This is a genomic window from Acidovorax sp. LjRoot66, assembly GCF_964253305.1.
Lineage (GTDB): Bacteria > Pseudomonadota > Gammaproteobacteria > Burkholderiales > Burkholderiaceae_C > Acidovorax.
This window is the reverse complement of the sequence record NZ_CAXUQU020000001.1, coordinates 298,417-312,237: the sequence shown is the minus strand read 5'-3', so window position 1 is coordinate 312,237 and position 13,821 is coordinate 298,417. Positions and strand designations below refer to the sequence as shown.

The 13,821-nt window shown below is 66.2% G+C and carries 12 protein-coding genes; 6 read left to right on the top strand and 6 right to left on the bottom strand.

Annotation, left to right across the window (positions count from 1 at the left end; genetic code table 11):
- Window positions 1-365: 365 nt before the first annotated feature.
- Window positions 366-1,025 (top strand): phage tail protein, encoded by a 660-nt coding sequence (locus ACSQ3Y_RS01405; protein WP_057200508.1) that lies wholly within the window; start codon window positions 366-368, stop codon window positions 1,023-1,025.
- A 24-nt stretch (window positions 1,026-1,049) separates the two neighbouring features.
- Here ACSQ3Y_RS01405 and ACSQ3Y_RS01400 read toward each other — a convergent pair whose 3' ends face one another.
- The 3 genes from ACSQ3Y_RS01400 to ACSQ3Y_RS01390 are packed head-to-tail and all read right to left on the bottom strand — an operon-like array spanning window position 1,050 to window position 3,242.
- Entirely contained in the window at window positions 1,050-2,063 is a 1,014-nt protein-coding gene (locus tag ACSQ3Y_RS01400) for a hypothetical protein (RefSeq protein ID WP_436176189.1), read from the bottom strand.
- Window positions 2,029-2,766 carry an aspartyl/asparaginyl beta-hydroxylase domain-containing protein gene (locus tag ACSQ3Y_RS01395; RefSeq protein WP_436176188.1) on the bottom strand — a complete coding sequence of 246 codons (738 nt, stop codon included), beginning with the start codon at window positions 2,764-2,766 and terminating at the stop codon, window positions 2,029-2,031. The genes ACSQ3Y_RS01400 and ACSQ3Y_RS01395 overlap by 35 nt, the downstream gene beginning before the upstream one ends.
- On the bottom strand, window positions 2,763-3,242 hold the full coding sequence (locus ACSQ3Y_RS01390) for a GNAT family N-acetyltransferase (RefSeq protein ID WP_057200511.1): 480 nt from the start codon (window positions 3,240-3,242) through the stop codon (window positions 2,763-2,765). Before ACSQ3Y_RS01390 ends, ACSQ3Y_RS01395 begins: the two co-directional genes overlap by 4 nt.
- Window positions 3,243-3,360: 118 nt before the next feature.
- Here ACSQ3Y_RS01390 and ACSQ3Y_RS01385 point away from each other — a divergent pair, with 118 nt between their 5' ends.
- The 4 genes from ACSQ3Y_RS01385 to ACSQ3Y_RS01370 all read left to right on the top strand — a co-directional run bounded on the left by ACSQ3Y_RS01385 (window position 3,361) and on the right by ACSQ3Y_RS01370 (window position 7,352).
- Window positions 3,361-3,660, top strand: a complete 300-nt coding sequence (locus ACSQ3Y_RS01385) for a DUF6916 family protein (protein WP_057200512.1) — start codon at window positions 3,361-3,363, stop codon at window positions 3,658-3,660.
- A 241-nt stretch (window positions 3,661-3,901) separates the two neighbouring features.
- Complete coding sequence (locus ACSQ3Y_RS01380) at window positions 3,902-6,223, top strand: NADP-dependent malic enzyme (protein ID WP_057200513.1); 2,322 nt, start codon at window positions 3,902-3,904, stop codon at window positions 6,221-6,223.
- A 155-nt stretch (window positions 6,224-6,378) separates the two neighbouring features.
- Window positions 6,379-6,789 (top strand): ribonuclease, encoded by a 411-nt coding sequence (locus ACSQ3Y_RS01375; RefSeq protein WP_179682822.1) that lies wholly within the window; start codon window positions 6,379-6,381, stop codon window positions 6,787-6,789.
- 137 nt (window positions 6,790-6,926) lie between these two features.
- On the top strand, window positions 6,927-7,352 hold the full coding sequence (locus ACSQ3Y_RS01370) for a barstar family protein (RefSeq protein WP_057200514.1): 426 nt from the start codon (window positions 6,927-6,929) through the stop codon (window positions 7,350-7,352).
- 351 nt (window positions 7,353-7,703) lie between these two features.
- Here the strand turns inward: ACSQ3Y_RS01370 and rsmA are convergent, their stop codons facing one another.
- From rsmA to ACSQ3Y_RS01355, 3 genes are all read right to left on the bottom strand, one after another.
- The gene (rsmA, locus tag ACSQ3Y_RS01365) at window positions 7,704-8,492 is read right to left on the bottom strand and encodes a 16S rRNA (adenine(1518)-N(6)/adenine(1519)-N(6))-dimethyltransferase RsmA (RefSeq protein ID WP_436176187.1); all 789 of its coding nucleotides are present in this window, start codon (window positions 8,490-8,492) and stop codon (window positions 7,704-7,706) included.
- A gap of 247 nt (window positions 8,493-8,739) precedes the next feature.
- On the bottom strand, window positions 8,740-10,143 hold the full coding sequence (locus tag ACSQ3Y_RS01360; RefSeq protein WP_436176186.1) for a peptidylprolyl isomerase: 1,404 nt from the start codon (window positions 10,141-10,143) through the stop codon (window positions 8,740-8,742).
- Between the two features lie 11 nt (window positions 10,144-10,154).
- Window positions 10,155-12,566 (bottom strand): LPS-assembly protein LptD, encoded by a 2,412-nt coding sequence (locus tag ACSQ3Y_RS01355; protein WP_369818168.1) that lies wholly within the window; start codon window positions 12,564-12,566, stop codon window positions 10,155-10,157.
- A gap of 96 nt (window positions 12,567-12,662) precedes the next feature.
- On the opposite strand from ACSQ3Y_RS01355, the gene ACSQ3Y_RS01350 reads away from it, so the two are divergent.
- Complete coding sequence (locus ACSQ3Y_RS01350; RefSeq protein ID WP_436176185.1) at window positions 12,663-13,805, top strand: aminoglycoside phosphotransferase family protein; 1,143 nt, start codon at window positions 12,663-12,665, stop codon at window positions 13,803-13,805.
- Window positions 13,806-13,821: the final 16 nt, after the last annotated feature.

Sequence of the window (13,821 nt, the reverse complement as noted above, 5' to 3'; positions counted from 1 at the left end):
CATATGTGACAACTGCATCTCGCGGGCTTTGGGGTGCTTTCGTGCAGGGGCTGCTCCCCTCATCTGTCGCAAAAATCTTTGCATCAGCTTTCGTCGGCGATCTGCGGGGGGCGCGGCGCGCCGGAGGCCGGTCCGGCGAGGGGGCGTAGCACTGCCCGGCCGATAAGGTCAATGGGCGGGGATGGCCGGCTATGCGTGGTGGGCGAAAGCACCCCGACCCTCCTTCGCGGTTCACCGGCGTGGCGGGCATGGGCCTTTGCACGGTCGAATGCATGCATTGCAATTTGGCAATTTCTTCGTTGACCGTACGCATGCCAGCGCCATAGCATCCGGCGCCTCTCACCCACTTTATTGAAGGAGCCTTCATGGATGCATTTATGGGCACGATCATGCCGGTCGCGTTCCAATACGCGCCGCGCGGCTGGATGTTCTGCAATGGCCAAACGCTGCCCATTGCCCAGAATTCCGCACTGTTTTCACTGCTGGGGACGATGTATGGCGGTGATGGCCAGAACACCTTTGGCCTGCCGGATCTGCGGGGGAGGGTTCCTGTCGGCTCCCAAGGCCCCGGTCCGGGCATTGCCACCGTCGCCCAGGGCGAAAAGGCGGGAACCAACAATGTCACCGTAATTGCCACCGGCGCGGCGACGGTGACGTTGGCCATTGCCAATCTGCCTGCCCACGACCATACGGCCACCGTGAATCCGACAGCGATCAAAACCACCTTGCAGGCATCCACCGGCACGACCGGTACCAGCACCTCTCCGGCCAATGGCTCCTACCTGAGTGCGTCGCCCGGCGGCCCCGGCAGTGCCTCCATTTACTGCCCTACGGTGACCGGGCCGGTCAACCTGGGTGGCGTCAGCACAGCGGCCGAGACGGGCGCTGTTACCGTGGGTACCACGGGGGGCGGCCAGCCACTGCAGGTACCCGTGCAGACGACCGCAACGGCATCCATCATGCAGCCCTACCTGGGTCTCAACTACATCATCTGCGTGGAAGGCATCTTCCCGTCTCGCAACTGAGGACAACTGGCGCCAGGCCCGGCATTAGCCCGGGCTGCGCGCCAGCCGCCACTGCTCCAGTTGCCGGTAGCACCGGTTCGCGTCGTCCAGGCGCTCGGGGGTTGGCGGGCTCGGTGCGGCGCTCGCTGGCGCAGGGTCTCCCTGGAACCGGCTGCCCGAATGTTTGGAGTGAAAGCCTGAGCGCGCCTGCAGCGTGGCCAGTTCAGTGGGGGTGCACTCCATCCCCAGGGTGTCCAGCAGCCCGTTCCAGATCACTTGGGGAAGCTGCCCATAGTCCATCAGGACCAGGTCTGAGGCGGCCGCCATCTCCAGCCCGCAGCGGTACAGGCTTTCGAGCACCCGGATCGCATGGCCGTCCAGGTCGCCGGGAGCCAGTTGCGGCGCGCCGGGCCTGTGCACCAGGTCCGCCAACCGCGACAGGTCGATCAGTCCCGGCACCATCTGCCGGCCACGCTGGCGCCGATGGGACGCCAGCACTTCATCGGGCTGGCGGTACAAAAACACGATGGGGGTGGCCGGAAACGCGGCCTGCACGAAGGGAATCCAGGGCAGGTGCCAGCAGTCGAGCTTGATGACCAGGTGCCGTTCGGCGGGGCTGCGCCGCTGCCCCAGGGCAGCCACCAGTCGCCTGAAGGTATGAGAGCCGCCGCTTTGCTCCGGGTGCCGGTGGTGCAGCCGGAAGAAGGCATCGAGCGCCGGGGGCTCCGACATCACGATGCACTGTGGCATGGTGGCCAGCGCCTGCGTGAGCAGCGTGGAGCCGCAGCGCGAGACGTGGAAGATGAAGGCCGCCGGTGGCACGCTCTCGGGCAGATCGTCCAGCGCGGACAGAGGGGTGGTGCACACCTTGCGGTCTTGCGGCGCCTGCGACAGGATGCTGTCTTCGAAGAACGGCTCCACGAACCGCCTGTCTCCGAGGAATCGCCACGAGACGGTGGCGGGGCCGTGGCCCAGGCTGACGGGAAACCAGCCATGCAACGACGCCAGTTGTCCCGGCGCTACCTCACGGCCGCGCAGCAGCGCCTGTTCTTCGAGCATGGGTTTCCTGCAGTCGGTCGGCCAATTGGATGCTGGTCGCATGGCTCCCAGCGCGCAGTGCGGCAATGATCTGCAGCACGTTGCCATCGTTGATGGACGGGTCGCCGTACGGGGGCGGGTCCCGCTGGACCCCGCCGGCCGCCTGAAAAATCTGCGCCAGCCAGGGGTTGGTCACGCAGTCGATCATGAGGTGGATGCGGGCCTGCGGGCTGCGGTTCTCCGCGCCGTGCAGGCAGCTGGCATTGAGGTACCAGGCACTGCCTGCGGAGAAATGGATTTCCTCCCCGTCGATGCGGAAGGTGGCCAGCGGCGAGGTCTGCACGGGGATGTGCAGGCGCGTCAGGCCGTCTTCGAGCGCTCCACCTTCGTCCCGGTGCTCGTGGATGACACCCCCCGCCTCCAGCGACATCAGGCGGATGGAAGTCTTGTCACAGTGAAACTGGTCTATGGCATGGCGGAAGTACGGGCAGCGCTCCAGGATCGAGGTGTCCTCGAAGTGGCCGCTTTCCACCGGCATGATGTGGTCCGTGCGGCCATCCACGGAGCGCAGCGGCGCACAGCTCCAGCCCTTTTCGTAGGCGGAGGTGTTGAAGTGGCCGATACATTCGGACGCGGCCACGCGGCGCAGGTCCTCCTGCAGGCGTGCCAGGTCGAAGGAAAAAGGCAGCTTCAGGTAAGGGGTGGGTGCCGTGACAGTGTTCATGTGCAATCGCCGTGCCAGACCATCCGCGCGAGCATATCGTCCTGCGAGGTGGTGGTGAACCCGAGCTTCGCATAAAGGCGCCGCGCTGCCTGGTTGGTGTGGCTGACGCTCAGGCTGAGCGGCAGCCCGCGCGCCAGGGCGTGCGCCTGCAGAGCGGACAGCGCGGCCGTCGCCGCGCCGCTGCGGCGGGCCTCTGGCAGCACGGCGATGTCGACCAGGTGCAATTGCGCGGGCGAGGCATCCACCACCATGCGGCCGATGGGATGGCCCGATTGCAGCAGCAGCCACTGGCGGGCCTGGGGGAAGTGCTGGCGAAATCCCATCTCCTGTGCGTTCTGCTGCATGGCCATCAACTGCTGCAGCAGCGCGGTGTCCGCCATGGCCTGCTGCAGGTCCTCGCGGCTCGAAAAGTACAGCGCCTGCAGGAACCCGTGGTCCGCATCGGTCCTCTCTCGCAGGGCAAATGGTTCTGGCAATAGGTACACAGTGGATTACCGGCGGTACGATGTTTGGGCAGATCGTGGAAACCTGCCCATTCTGGCAAGGGAATGGGCGGTGTCCAAATTTTGAATCACTCTCCTACGAACGCAACCGATGAGTACCACTTTTGAACCTGTCAGCGCTGTGGTGGGCAGCCGCTTCGTCGCGCATACCCAGCATGGTCCCGTGGAACTGGTCCTGACAGAGGCCACGGAGCGTGAACGTGGCCATCTGCCCGAGCAGTTTCGCACCCCATTCTCCCTGCTGTTCCATGGCCCCGACCAGCCCAGGCTGTCGCAGGACACCTACACCCTGGACCACTCTGAACTGGGCCGCGTGCAGTGGATGCTGGTGCCGGTCATGCCCGATACCAGGACGCCGAACGTGGCGCGCTATGAGGCGTTGTTCGGCTAGACGCCGGGGCCATGGCGCGCGGTCTTGTCCCAACGGCGTGCAGGGATTTGGGTGATCCTGCGCCCGTGGGGGACCGCCGCTTTCCAACCTGGATCGCAAAGCTGTCTCACCCAACTAAGCAGATTCGCTTACTAGGGTTTTTACCGAACGCGGCCTACAATCCCTTCCCCCGGAACGTGTAAGCATGTTCCTACAAGAGCTGACTGACCCCTTGCGCACCCCCCAAGCTGGAGACAATTGAATGCCCGAGAACACCACGGCCGAGAACAACAACAACCATCCGGACAAGCGCGCCCAGCTGCGCCGTGCCGCTCTCGAGTACCACGAGTTTCCCAAGCCCGGCAAGATCGCGATCGCTGCCACCAAGCAGATGATCAACCAGCACGATCTGGCTCTGGCCTACTCGCCCGGCGTGGCTGCGCCCTGCGAGGAGATCGTCAAGGACCCCAATGCCGCCTTCAAGTACACCGCGCGGGGCAACCTCGTCGGCGTGGTGACCAACGGCACGGCCGTGCTGGGCCTCGGTGACATCGGAGCGCTGGCGGGCAAGCCGGTGATGGAGGGCAAGGCCGTCCTGTTCAAGAAGTTCTCGGGCATTGACGTGTTCGACATCGAGATCAACGAGAAGGACCCCGAGAAGCTGGTCGAGATCATCGCCAGCCTGGAGCCGACCTTCGGCGGCATCAACCTCGAAGACATCAAGGCGCCCGACTGCTTTTACGTCGAGCGCAAGCTGCGCGAGCGCATGAAGATCCCGGTCTTCCACGACGACCAGCACGGCACGGCCATCGTGGTGGGCGCGGCCATCCTCAACGGCCTGAAGGTGGCCGGCAAGAACCCCGAGGACGTCAAGCTCGTGACGTCGGGCGCCGGTGCTGCCGCCCTGGCGTGCCTGGGCCTGCTGGTCAAGCTGGGTATCCGGCGCGAAAACATCTGGGTGACCGACCTGGCCGGCGTGGTCTACGAGGGCCGCACCGAACTCATGGACGAGGACAAGATCCAGTTCGTGCAGAAGACCTCGGCGCGCACGCTCTCCGAGGTGATCGAGAACGCCGACGTGTTCCTGGGCCTGTCCGCCGGCGGTGTGCTCAAGCAGGACATGGTGCGCAAGATGGCCCCGCGTCCGCTGATCTTTGCGCTGGCCAACCCCAACCCCGAGATCCAGCCGGAAGACGTGAAGGCCGTGCGCGACGACGCCATCATGGCCACGGGCCGCACGGACTACCCCAACCAGGTCAACAACGTCCTGTGCTTCCCCTACATCTTCCGCGGGGCCCTGGACAGCGGCGCCACCACCATCACGCTGGAGATGGAGATCGCGGCGGTGCACGCCATCGCCCAGCTGGCACAGGCCGAGCAGAGCGAAGTGGTGGCCGCTGCCTATGTGGGTGAGCAACTGGCCTTCGGCCCCGAGTACCTGATCCCCAAGCCCTTCGATCCGCGGCTGATGATGATGATCGCGCCGGCCGTGGCCCAGGCCGCCGCCGACAGCGGCGTGGCCCTGCGCCCCATCACCGACATGGACGCCTACCGCGACCAGCTGCAAAGCTTCGTCTATGCCTCGGGCACCATGATGAAGCCGATCTTCGCTGCCGCCAAGGCTGCCACGAAGAAGCGCGTGGCGTATGCCGAAGGCGAGGAAGAGCGCGTGTTGCGTGCCGCCCAGATCGTGGTCGACGAGCGTATCGCACGCCCCACTCTGATCGGCCGCCCAGCGGTGATCGCAGAGCGCATCGAGAAGTTCGGCCTGCGCCTGCGCGAAGGGACGGACTACGACATCGTCAACGTCGAGCAGGACCACCGCTACCGCGACTTCTGGCAGACCTACCACCGCATGACCGAGCGCAAGGGCGTGACGGTGCAGATCGCCAAGATCGAGATGCGCCGGCGCCTGGCGCTGATCGGTTCCATGCTGCTGCACAAGGGTGAGGTCGACGGCCTGATCGTGGGCACCTGGGGCCACACATCGCTGCATCTGAACTACATCGACCAGGTGATCGGCAAGCGCGCCGGCGTGTGCACCTATGCCTGCATGAACGGCCTGTTGCTGCCCGATCGCCAGGTGTTCCTGGTGGACACGCACGTCAACTACGACCCCACGGCCGAGCAACTGGCCGAGATCACCGTGATGGCGGCCGAAGAGATGATGCGCTTTGGCATCAAGCCGCGCGCCGCCCTGCTGTCGCACTCCAACTTCGGCAGCAGCAACCAGCCCAGCGCGGTGAAGATGCGCCAGACCCTGGAGCTGCTGCGCGTGCAGGCCCCCTGGCTCGAAGTCGATGGCGAGATGCATGGCGACGTGGCCCTGGACGGCAAGGCCCGCGCGGCCATCATGCCGCACAGCGATCTCATTGGCGACGCCAATCTGCTCGTGCTGCCCAATATTGATGCAGCCAATATTTCCTACAACCTGCTCAAGACGGCTGCGGGTGGCAACATCGCCATCGGCCCCGTGCTGCTGGGTGCGGCGCAGCCGGTGCACATCCTGACGGCAAGCGCCACCGTGCGCCGTATCGTGAACATGACAGCCCTTACCGTGGCCGATGCGAACGCATCGCGATAAGCCATTGATAGATAGCAAGCACTAACTTATATTGCTTGCAACACCCCCCAGCGCCTGCCCAATCTTTGTGCAGGCGCTTGCTTTTTGGGGACCATTGAGTCACACTACGGGCTCGAAATTTCGGGTTAACCCGTAGTTTCTGAAAGGTGTTGTTGATGCTGAAGGCTGTAGCCACCCGGGCGCGCAAAGCAGGGTTTTTGTGTGTGTTGGGTGTTGCGTTTGCTCTTTCCCCGGTGGTGGGGCAGGCCCGCCAATCCCCCTCCACCCACGGTTCGACCACCCCTATCGCACTGGCCGAGTTGCCGCCCCAGGGGCGTGCGACGTATGCGCTGATCCGTGAAGGAGGCCCGTTTCCGTACGACAAGGACGGATCGGTTTTCGGCAATCGAGAACGGCTGTTGCCCGCCCAAAAGCGCGGCCACTACCGTGAGTACACCGTCAGAACACCAGGTTCGCGCGACCGGGGAGCCCGGCGTATCGTGTGTGGCGGCAAGCCCCGGGTACCGGACGCCTGCTATTACACCAGCGACCACTACGCCAGTTTTCGCGAAATCATCGAAAAATGACGCCCGACGCACCACGTACCGGCCGGTCTTTCCGGCGGTGAGCGGTGCGCGCTCTTGAATCCCCCAACCGGCAGTCGGCCCCCGTGGACTGGCGGATACCCGAAGTTTTTGGACTTTATTAAGAAAGAGTAGCGGAGATGCAGACGCCACTTCGTAAAGACCTGGAAACGCCCCTTCGTGGCGTGCGCACCAACATCGTGCAGTCCATTCGCGCCTTCCGCGTGCAGGACCTGCAGGATGCAGCCACTTCCCTGGGTCAACATTTCCTTTATGCCAATCTGGCCCACGCGCAGTCCAAGCAGGATGTGCTGGACCTGATTGCAGGACAGTTCACCTTCCCGTCGCACTTCGGCAAGAACTTCGATGCGTTGTACGACTGCATGACGGATCCCTTGCACAAATCGGGCCCGCAGCCCGGCTTCATCGTGGTGCTGGAGCAGATCCCGGCCACGGGCAAGTTCGACAAGGAAGCTCGTGAGCAGCTTCTGGACATCTTCCGTGACGCTGCCGACTACTGGGGCGACCGCAAGATCCCGTTCCGCTGTTTCTATTCTTTTCTGTAGCCCGTTCTGCATCCACCAGCCAAGCAGAACGGGCGAACGAGGCTAACGAAGCACAGACCAAGGTCCAGGGCATCGAGATCCCCGCCGACCCCGCCGCCGAAAAGATGCCCACTGACAAGTTGGTGGACGTGTCGCCGCTGGCGCTGCGCATGAGCAGCCCCTTCAACGCGGGCTACTGGCTCAGCGCCGCTTGATTCGGTACATCCCCCTGAGGCGCTGACGCGCCTTCACCCCTTCTCTCGAATGGCTGTGCCATTCGGGAAGGGGGACGCAGCCCGTGCGGCGGGGCGGTCCTGGCCTGGGCAGCGCGTGTTCGATGGGTGCTGTGCTGGCGCTTGCGTGCCTCGACCATCAGGGTTTGGGGCTCATCGCGGCGGCTAAGGCCACGTATTCGTCCACGGGCACTTCTTCGGCACGGCGTTGGGTGTCGAACGCGGCGGGATAGGCCTTGGCTTCGAGCCAGCGGCCCAGGGTGTGGCGCAGCAGCTTGCGGCGCTGGCTGAAGGCCACCTGCACCAGTTCTTCCAGCAGGCGCTCGTTCAGGGCGACCGGTGCCTCCCGGGGCACCATGCGCACCACGGCGCTGTCCACGCGCGGTGGCGGGTCGAAGCTCTCGGGCGGCACGAACAGCACGTTCTCCATCGCGTAGCGCCACTGCAGCATCACCGACAGGCGGCCATAGTCCGAGGTGGACGGATGGGCCACCATGCGGTCGATGACTTCCTTTTGCAGCATGAAATGCTGGTCTTCGATCACCGCCACGTGCGCCAGCAGGTGGAACAGGATGGGCGTGGAGATGTTGTAGGGCAGATTGCCCACCACCCGCAGCTTCAGGGCCGGCTGTTCCACGCGCGCGCGCCAGTCCTGCGCCAGCTGCGTGAAGTCGACCTTGAGCACATCGGACTCGATGACTTCGAGCTGCCCATGCAGCCGCAGGCGCAGCGCCAGGTCGCGGTCGAGCTCGATCACAGTGAGGCGCCCCAGGCGCTCCACCAGCGGCTGCGTCAGCGCCGCCAGCCCCGGCCCGATCTCCACCATGGGCTGGCCCGCCTGCGGCGCAATCGCGTCCACGATGCCATCGATGATGCCCTTGTCGGACAGGAAATGCTGGCCGAAGCGCTTGCGGGGAATGTGTTTCATATCAACTGCAGGGTGCACGTGGCACCTATCGGCCCGCGTGGGGAAAGAAGCAAAGCGCCCAGATGCTGAGCGCGTTTCGGCGAATGATGCACCATTCGCAGATGCGGGGCTGCTGGGCCAGTGATCCCGAGACCCTGCCGGCGGAGCTCACCTGATCGATCACCCACAGTGCGTGGTCCGAGGGCGGGACGGCCGCAGCGCCGGGCCGCCCCAAGCATGGCCAGCCCCCTCGGGGAGCGTGGGGGCCCTACTGCGGTGGTTCGCGGTACTCGACATAGGCGCGGCCGCGCAGTTCCTGCGCCCAGGTGGCGTAGGCCTCTTCCAGCTTCTTCTCGCGCACGGCGTCGCGCACCATGTCGCGCTGTTCTCGCTGCGTGAGCTTGGCCTCGCGGCGTTCCATGAGCTGGATCAGGTGCACACCAAAGCGCGAGACCAGGGGTTCGCTTATATCGCCCGGCTTGAGTGTGCTGAGCGCCTGCTCGAATTCGGGCACATAGCGGCCGGGGCTGGCCCAGCCCAGGTCGCCGCCCTGCTTGGCGCTGCCATCCACCGAGTTGTCGCGCGCCAGGGTCGCAAAATCGGCCTGGCCGGCCAGAATGCGGCGGCGGTAGTCGGACAGCCGGGCGGCGGCGGCCGCCTCGGTCAGCTGGGCGCTCGGGCGCAGCAGGATGTGGCGCGCATGGTTCTGCACCACGGTCGATGGCAGGCCGGCGACATTGCGCTCCACCACCTTGAGGACGTGAAAGCCCGCCGGCGAGCGCACGGGGCCCACGATGCCGCCCACGGGCAGGCCCTGCACGGAGTTGACGAACAGATCGGGGTAGCGGTCGGCCGGGCGCAGGCCCAGCAGGCCGCCGGCGCGCTTGCCTTCGGGCGCGTCGGAGAACTCGGCCGCCACGGCGGCAAAGTCGCTGCCTGCGGCACGCGCCTTGTCGGCCGCGCTCTGCGCGCGGGCCTGCAACTGGGCCACCTGGGTGGGCGTGGCGTTCTCGGGCACCAGGATCAGCACGTGGCCCAGGTTGATTTCCATGGCCGAGGCATCGGCGCCCGATTGCTGCTCGCGCAGGAACTGGTCGATGTCCTGGTCGCTGACCTTGACCTTGGCATCCACATCGCGCTCGCGCAGGCGCTGTATCAGCAACTGGCTGCGCAGCTCTTCGCGAAAGCGCTCCTTGCTCGTGCCATCGCGGGCCAAGCGCCGGTGCATGTCGTCCAGCGTCATCCCGTTTTGCTGGGCAATGTTCTGCTCGGCCTGGTTGAGTGCGAAATCCTCCACCTTCACGCCGCTTTCCTTGGCCAACTGCATCTGGGCCTTCTCGATGATCAGGCGTTCGAGCACCTCGCGCGCCAGCAGCTCGCGCGGCGGGCGGTTGCCGCCCTGCTGCTGGGCCAGCTGCTGTTCGGCCCGCGCCAGGCGCGCGCGCACTTCGTTGTTGGTGACGGGCTCGGAGTTGACCACCGCCACGATGAAGTCGGCCGATTGCGGTCCCTGCGCCGCTGCAGGTGCCGGCAGGCTCAGGGCCGGGGCGGCGGCCGGACGGCCGATGCCGGCCCCGGCGCTGCCCGGCATGCGCAGGCCCTGCGCGAATGCGCCCCCGCAGGCGAGGGTGGTCAGGCAGGCAAATGCCAGTGCGGATACACGGTGGTTCATGGCGGTGTCAGTCAGTCGTAGTTGCTGAAGCGGCTGGGCGAGCCAACCTGGTCGCGCAGGTTCTGGTAGCGCGGCACATTCTGCTTGAAGGTATCGAGGGGGCTGGAGCCCAGGCTGAGGCGGGAGAACCCGACGAACTCGATCTGGAACAACAGGCGGGTGTTGGAGGTAGAGACGCTGTTCTGCAGGCGTTCCAGCACCACGCGGCCGATCCAGCAGCAGCCGTCGTATTCGAGGCCGACCACGCTGTCCACCAGCTTGCGGTCCTGCATGCTGAAGTTCAGGCGGCCAATGGTGTACCAGCGGCCGGGGCCCTGGCCGCGGCCGGGGCCCAGGTCCTTGCCCTTGTCACCCCACAGGTCGTTGAGCGGCCACTGCCAGCCGATGTCGATCTGCTCGCTGGTGCCGCGCTGGAAGCGGTAGGCGGCGCTGACGGTGCGGTAGTTGCCCGGGCTGTAGCGCGCGCCGACGGTGGAGCGGATGGAGCGCCGCGTCTTGGGGTTGTACTGCACCGTGGAGTCGTAGGCCCAGTTCTTGGTCCAGTTGATGCCGGCGCCGACCAGGATGTCCGAAAGGCGGTCGTTCACCGGCGCGGCGCCCGGCAGGGTCACCTGCTGGTCGGTGAAGCGCACGCGCTGCGCCACGCCGAAGCGCGCCGCCTCGGCGCCCGAGTCGGGGTCGATCAGGCGCGTGGTCACGCCCATGGTCAGGAGGTTGTTGTCCGCCAGCCGGTCATTGCCACCGAACGAGTTTTCGGTGTAGATGGTGGCAAAGTTGAAGTCGTTGAGCGCCGTGTCGTACAGCGGCAGCTTGCTCTGGTCGCGGTAGGGCGTATAGGTATAGAACGCGCGGGGCTCCAGCGTCTGCAGGAACGAGCGGCCAAAGAAGCTCGCATCGCGCTCGAACACCAGGCCGCTGTCCAGACTGAAGGTCGGCAGCGTGCGGCTGGCCGAGCGCGAGCCGTCGCTGAGCGGGCCGTCGAACTGGTACTGCGTGGTGTGCAGCTGCAGGCGCGGCGTGATGAAGCCGGCGGGCGCGAGGAACGGCCGGCTGATCTGCGCCACCGCGAACGAGCGGTTGGCATCGGGCTGCTTGGTCAAGAAGCGGTCGGCCTGGAAGCGCGTGGTATCAAGCTCCACACTGGCGTCGAAGCCGCCCGGCAGCATGCTCGGCTCGTAGCGCCACACCAGTTGCGGCATGCGGTCGTACGGCGGCACGATGGGCGCCGACACGTCCTGCAGTGTCTGCCACTTGAGGGCCCGGGCCCGCACCGACATGTCGCCGGCGCCCCAGCTCAGCGTGGCATCGCCGGGCAAGAGGCGCTGGCGCAGCGGCTCGGAGACGCGGCCGAAGTCGCGCCAGTAGTTGTCGTCGCTCACCCGGTTCAGGTTCAGGCTCAGGTTCAGGCCGCCCACGGGGGAGGCGATCAGCGCGTCGTGCTTGCCCGTGAAACCCCAGCGGTCGCGGTCGCGCAGGCGGTCCGACGGCATGTAGTCACCGCTGATCTCGCCCTTGTAGGTCGGCTCCAGGTAGCGGAACTCGCCACCCAGGTTGGCGCCGCGCTTGGACAGCAGGGCCGCGCGCAGCGTGGCATCCCGGTTGGGCGCGATGTTCCAGTAGTAGGGCTGCGAGTAGGCCACGCCGTCACGGCTGTCCAGCCCGAAGGACGGGGGCAGCAGGCCCGACTTGCGCTTGTCCGACAGGGGAAAGGTGATGCGCGGGATGGGCAGCAGCGGGATGCCCTTGAACTCCAGCACCGCATTCTCGGCCGTGCCCACTTCCTCTTCGCGGTCGATGCGGATGGTCTTGGCGCGCAGCACCCAGTCGGGCTGCCAGGAGGCCTCGTCGCCCTTTTGGCAGGTGGTGTAGGTAGCGTCGTGGACGATGGAGCGCTGGCGGTCGATGAAATCCACGCGCGACGCGTCCCCATGGGCCTGCGTGGCCAGGAAGCGGTAGCGTGCGTCGTTGAAGAACCCTTCGAAGGCCTCCACCCGGAGGTCGAGCGCCGTGCCTTCGTAGACGTTGCCGGCGCGGTTGATGCGCACCGAGCCGCGCGCCTTGGCCAGGTCCTCGGGCACGTCGTAGTCCAGGCGGTCGGCGCGGATGACCGTGTCACCCCTGCGCAGCTCGGCGTTGCCTTCGATGGTGGCGTTCAGGTCCGTCTGTCCGCTGATGTGGTCGCCGGTGACGAAGATCGGCAGCTGCGGCCGCACGGGCTCGGGGATGTTTTCCTGCAGCAGGGGCGAACTGCGCAGGGCGGGCGGGGCATCCCAGGCACTGGGCGTGGCGTTCTGTGCCTGGACTGCCAGCGGCAGGCCGCACCAGGCCAGCGCCACACCATAGGCCAGGGCGCGCGGCACGGGGCGGCGCAGCCGCTCCCCGGGTGCCGTGGCGGGCCGGGTCCGGGAGGAAGGGGTCTGCACGGTGGGGGGCTTGCGGCGTGGCACGTGGGACGGTATGGGCTGAATCAGAAGAAGGGAACCCGCGCCAGGGAACGGGTTTGTAAAATCGGATTATCCATGAGCCACCCTTTCCCCCCATCTTCCTCCCCCTCACCCGCGGGTGCGGCGGCGGCAACGCCCCCTTCTTCCACCGTCACCTGGCCTGACGCCGAACGCCACCGCGCCTTCGACGCCTGGCTGGTGCCCTTGGTGGGAGGCCACCAGCTCAGGCCCGAAACGCTGCGCCCGGCATCCGCCGATGCGAGCTTTCGCCGCTACCTGCGCATCGACACCGCGCTGGGCACGAGTTGCATCGTGATGGATGCCCCGCCCGACAAGGAGAACTGCCGCCCCTTCGTGCAGGTGCAGCGCCTGCTGGCCGACGCCGGCCTGAACGTGCCGCAGATCCTGGCCTGGGACGAGGCGGGCGGCTTCATGCTGCTGTCCGACCTGGGGCACCAGACGCTGATCGAGTTGCTCGACCCCGAGAAGCCTCGCGGCGCCTATGCCTGGTACCAGCAGGCCACCGATGTGCTGCTGCAGTGGCAACTGGCCTCCCAGCCCGGTGTGCTGCCTGCATACGACGAAGCCCTGCTGCGCCGCGAGCTGGCGCTGTTCCCCGACTGGTACCTGGCAAAGCACCGCGGCGTCACGCTGGATGCCGGGCAGCAGGCCACGCTGTCCAGCGCGTTCGACGCCATCGTGGCGCACAACCTGGCGGCGCCCCAGGTCTACGTGCACCGCGACTTCATGGCGCGCAACCTGATGGTGCCGGTGCAGGACGGTGGGCCGCTCGGGGTGCTCGACTTCCAGGACGCGGTCTACGGCCCCATCACCTATGACATCGCCAGCCTGATGCGCGACGCCTTCATCAGCTGGGAAGAGGAATTTGTCATCGACATTACCGTGCGTTACTGGGAGAAGGCGCGCAAGGCCGGCCTGCTGGGCGCGAACAGCGCCAGTGGCTTTGGCGAGGACTTCGGCGAGTTCTACCGCAGCGTGGAATGGATGGGCCTGCAGCGGCACTTCAAGGTGGCCGGCATCTTCGCCCGCCTCACCCTGCGCGACGGCAAGCCCAAATACCTGGCCGACGCGCCGCGCTTCATGGCCTATATCCGTTCCACCACCCACCGCTACCGCCAGTTGGGCCCGCTGCTCAAGATGCTCGACGAGATCGAGGGCACCGAGGCGCCCATGGGCTATGCCTTTGGCCGCGTGTGAATGAAGCACCCCCTGA

What these genes read in the sequence shown, in the direction of transcription:
- ACSQ3Y_RS01405 (WP_057200508.1), top strand. Translation starts at nt 366, where the DNA reads ATGGATGCATTTATGGGCACGATCATGCCGGTCGCGTTCCAATACGCG.
- ACSQ3Y_RS01400 (WP_436176189.1), bottom strand. Translation starts at nt 2,063, where the DNA reads ATGCTCGAAGAACAGGCGCTGCTGCGCGGCCGTGAGGTAGCGCCGGGA.
- ACSQ3Y_RS01395 (WP_436176188.1), bottom strand. Translation starts at nt 2,766, where the DNA reads ATGAACACTGTCACGGCACCCACCCCTTACCTGAAGCTGCCTTTTTCC.
- ACSQ3Y_RS01385 (WP_057200512.1), top strand. Translation starts at nt 3,361, where the DNA reads ATGAGTACCACTTTTGAACCTGTCAGCGCTGTGGTGGGCAGCCGCTTC.
- ACSQ3Y_RS01380 (WP_057200513.1), top strand. Translation starts at nt 3,902, where the DNA reads ATGCCCGAGAACACCACGGCCGAGAACAACAACAACCATCCGGACAAG.
- ACSQ3Y_RS01375 (WP_179682822.1), top strand. Translation starts at nt 6,379, where the DNA reads ATGCTGAAGGCTGTAGCCACCCGGGCGCGCAAAGCAGGGTTTTTGTGT.
- ACSQ3Y_RS01370 (WP_057200514.1), top strand. Translation starts at nt 6,927, where the DNA reads ATGCAGACGCCACTTCGTAAAGACCTGGAAACGCCCCTTCGTGGCGTG.
- rsmA (WP_436176187.1), bottom strand. Translation starts at nt 8,492, where the DNA reads ATGAAACACATTCCCCGCAAGCGCTTCGGCCAGCATTTCCTGTCCGAC.
- ACSQ3Y_RS01360 (WP_436176186.1), bottom strand. Translation starts at nt 10,143, where the DNA reads ATGAACCACCGTGTATCCGCACTGGCATTTGCCTGCCTGACCACCCTC.
- ACSQ3Y_RS01350 (WP_436176185.1), top strand. Translation starts at nt 12,663, where the DNA reads ATGAGCCACCCTTTCCCCCCATCTTCCTCCCCCTCACCCGCGGGTGCG.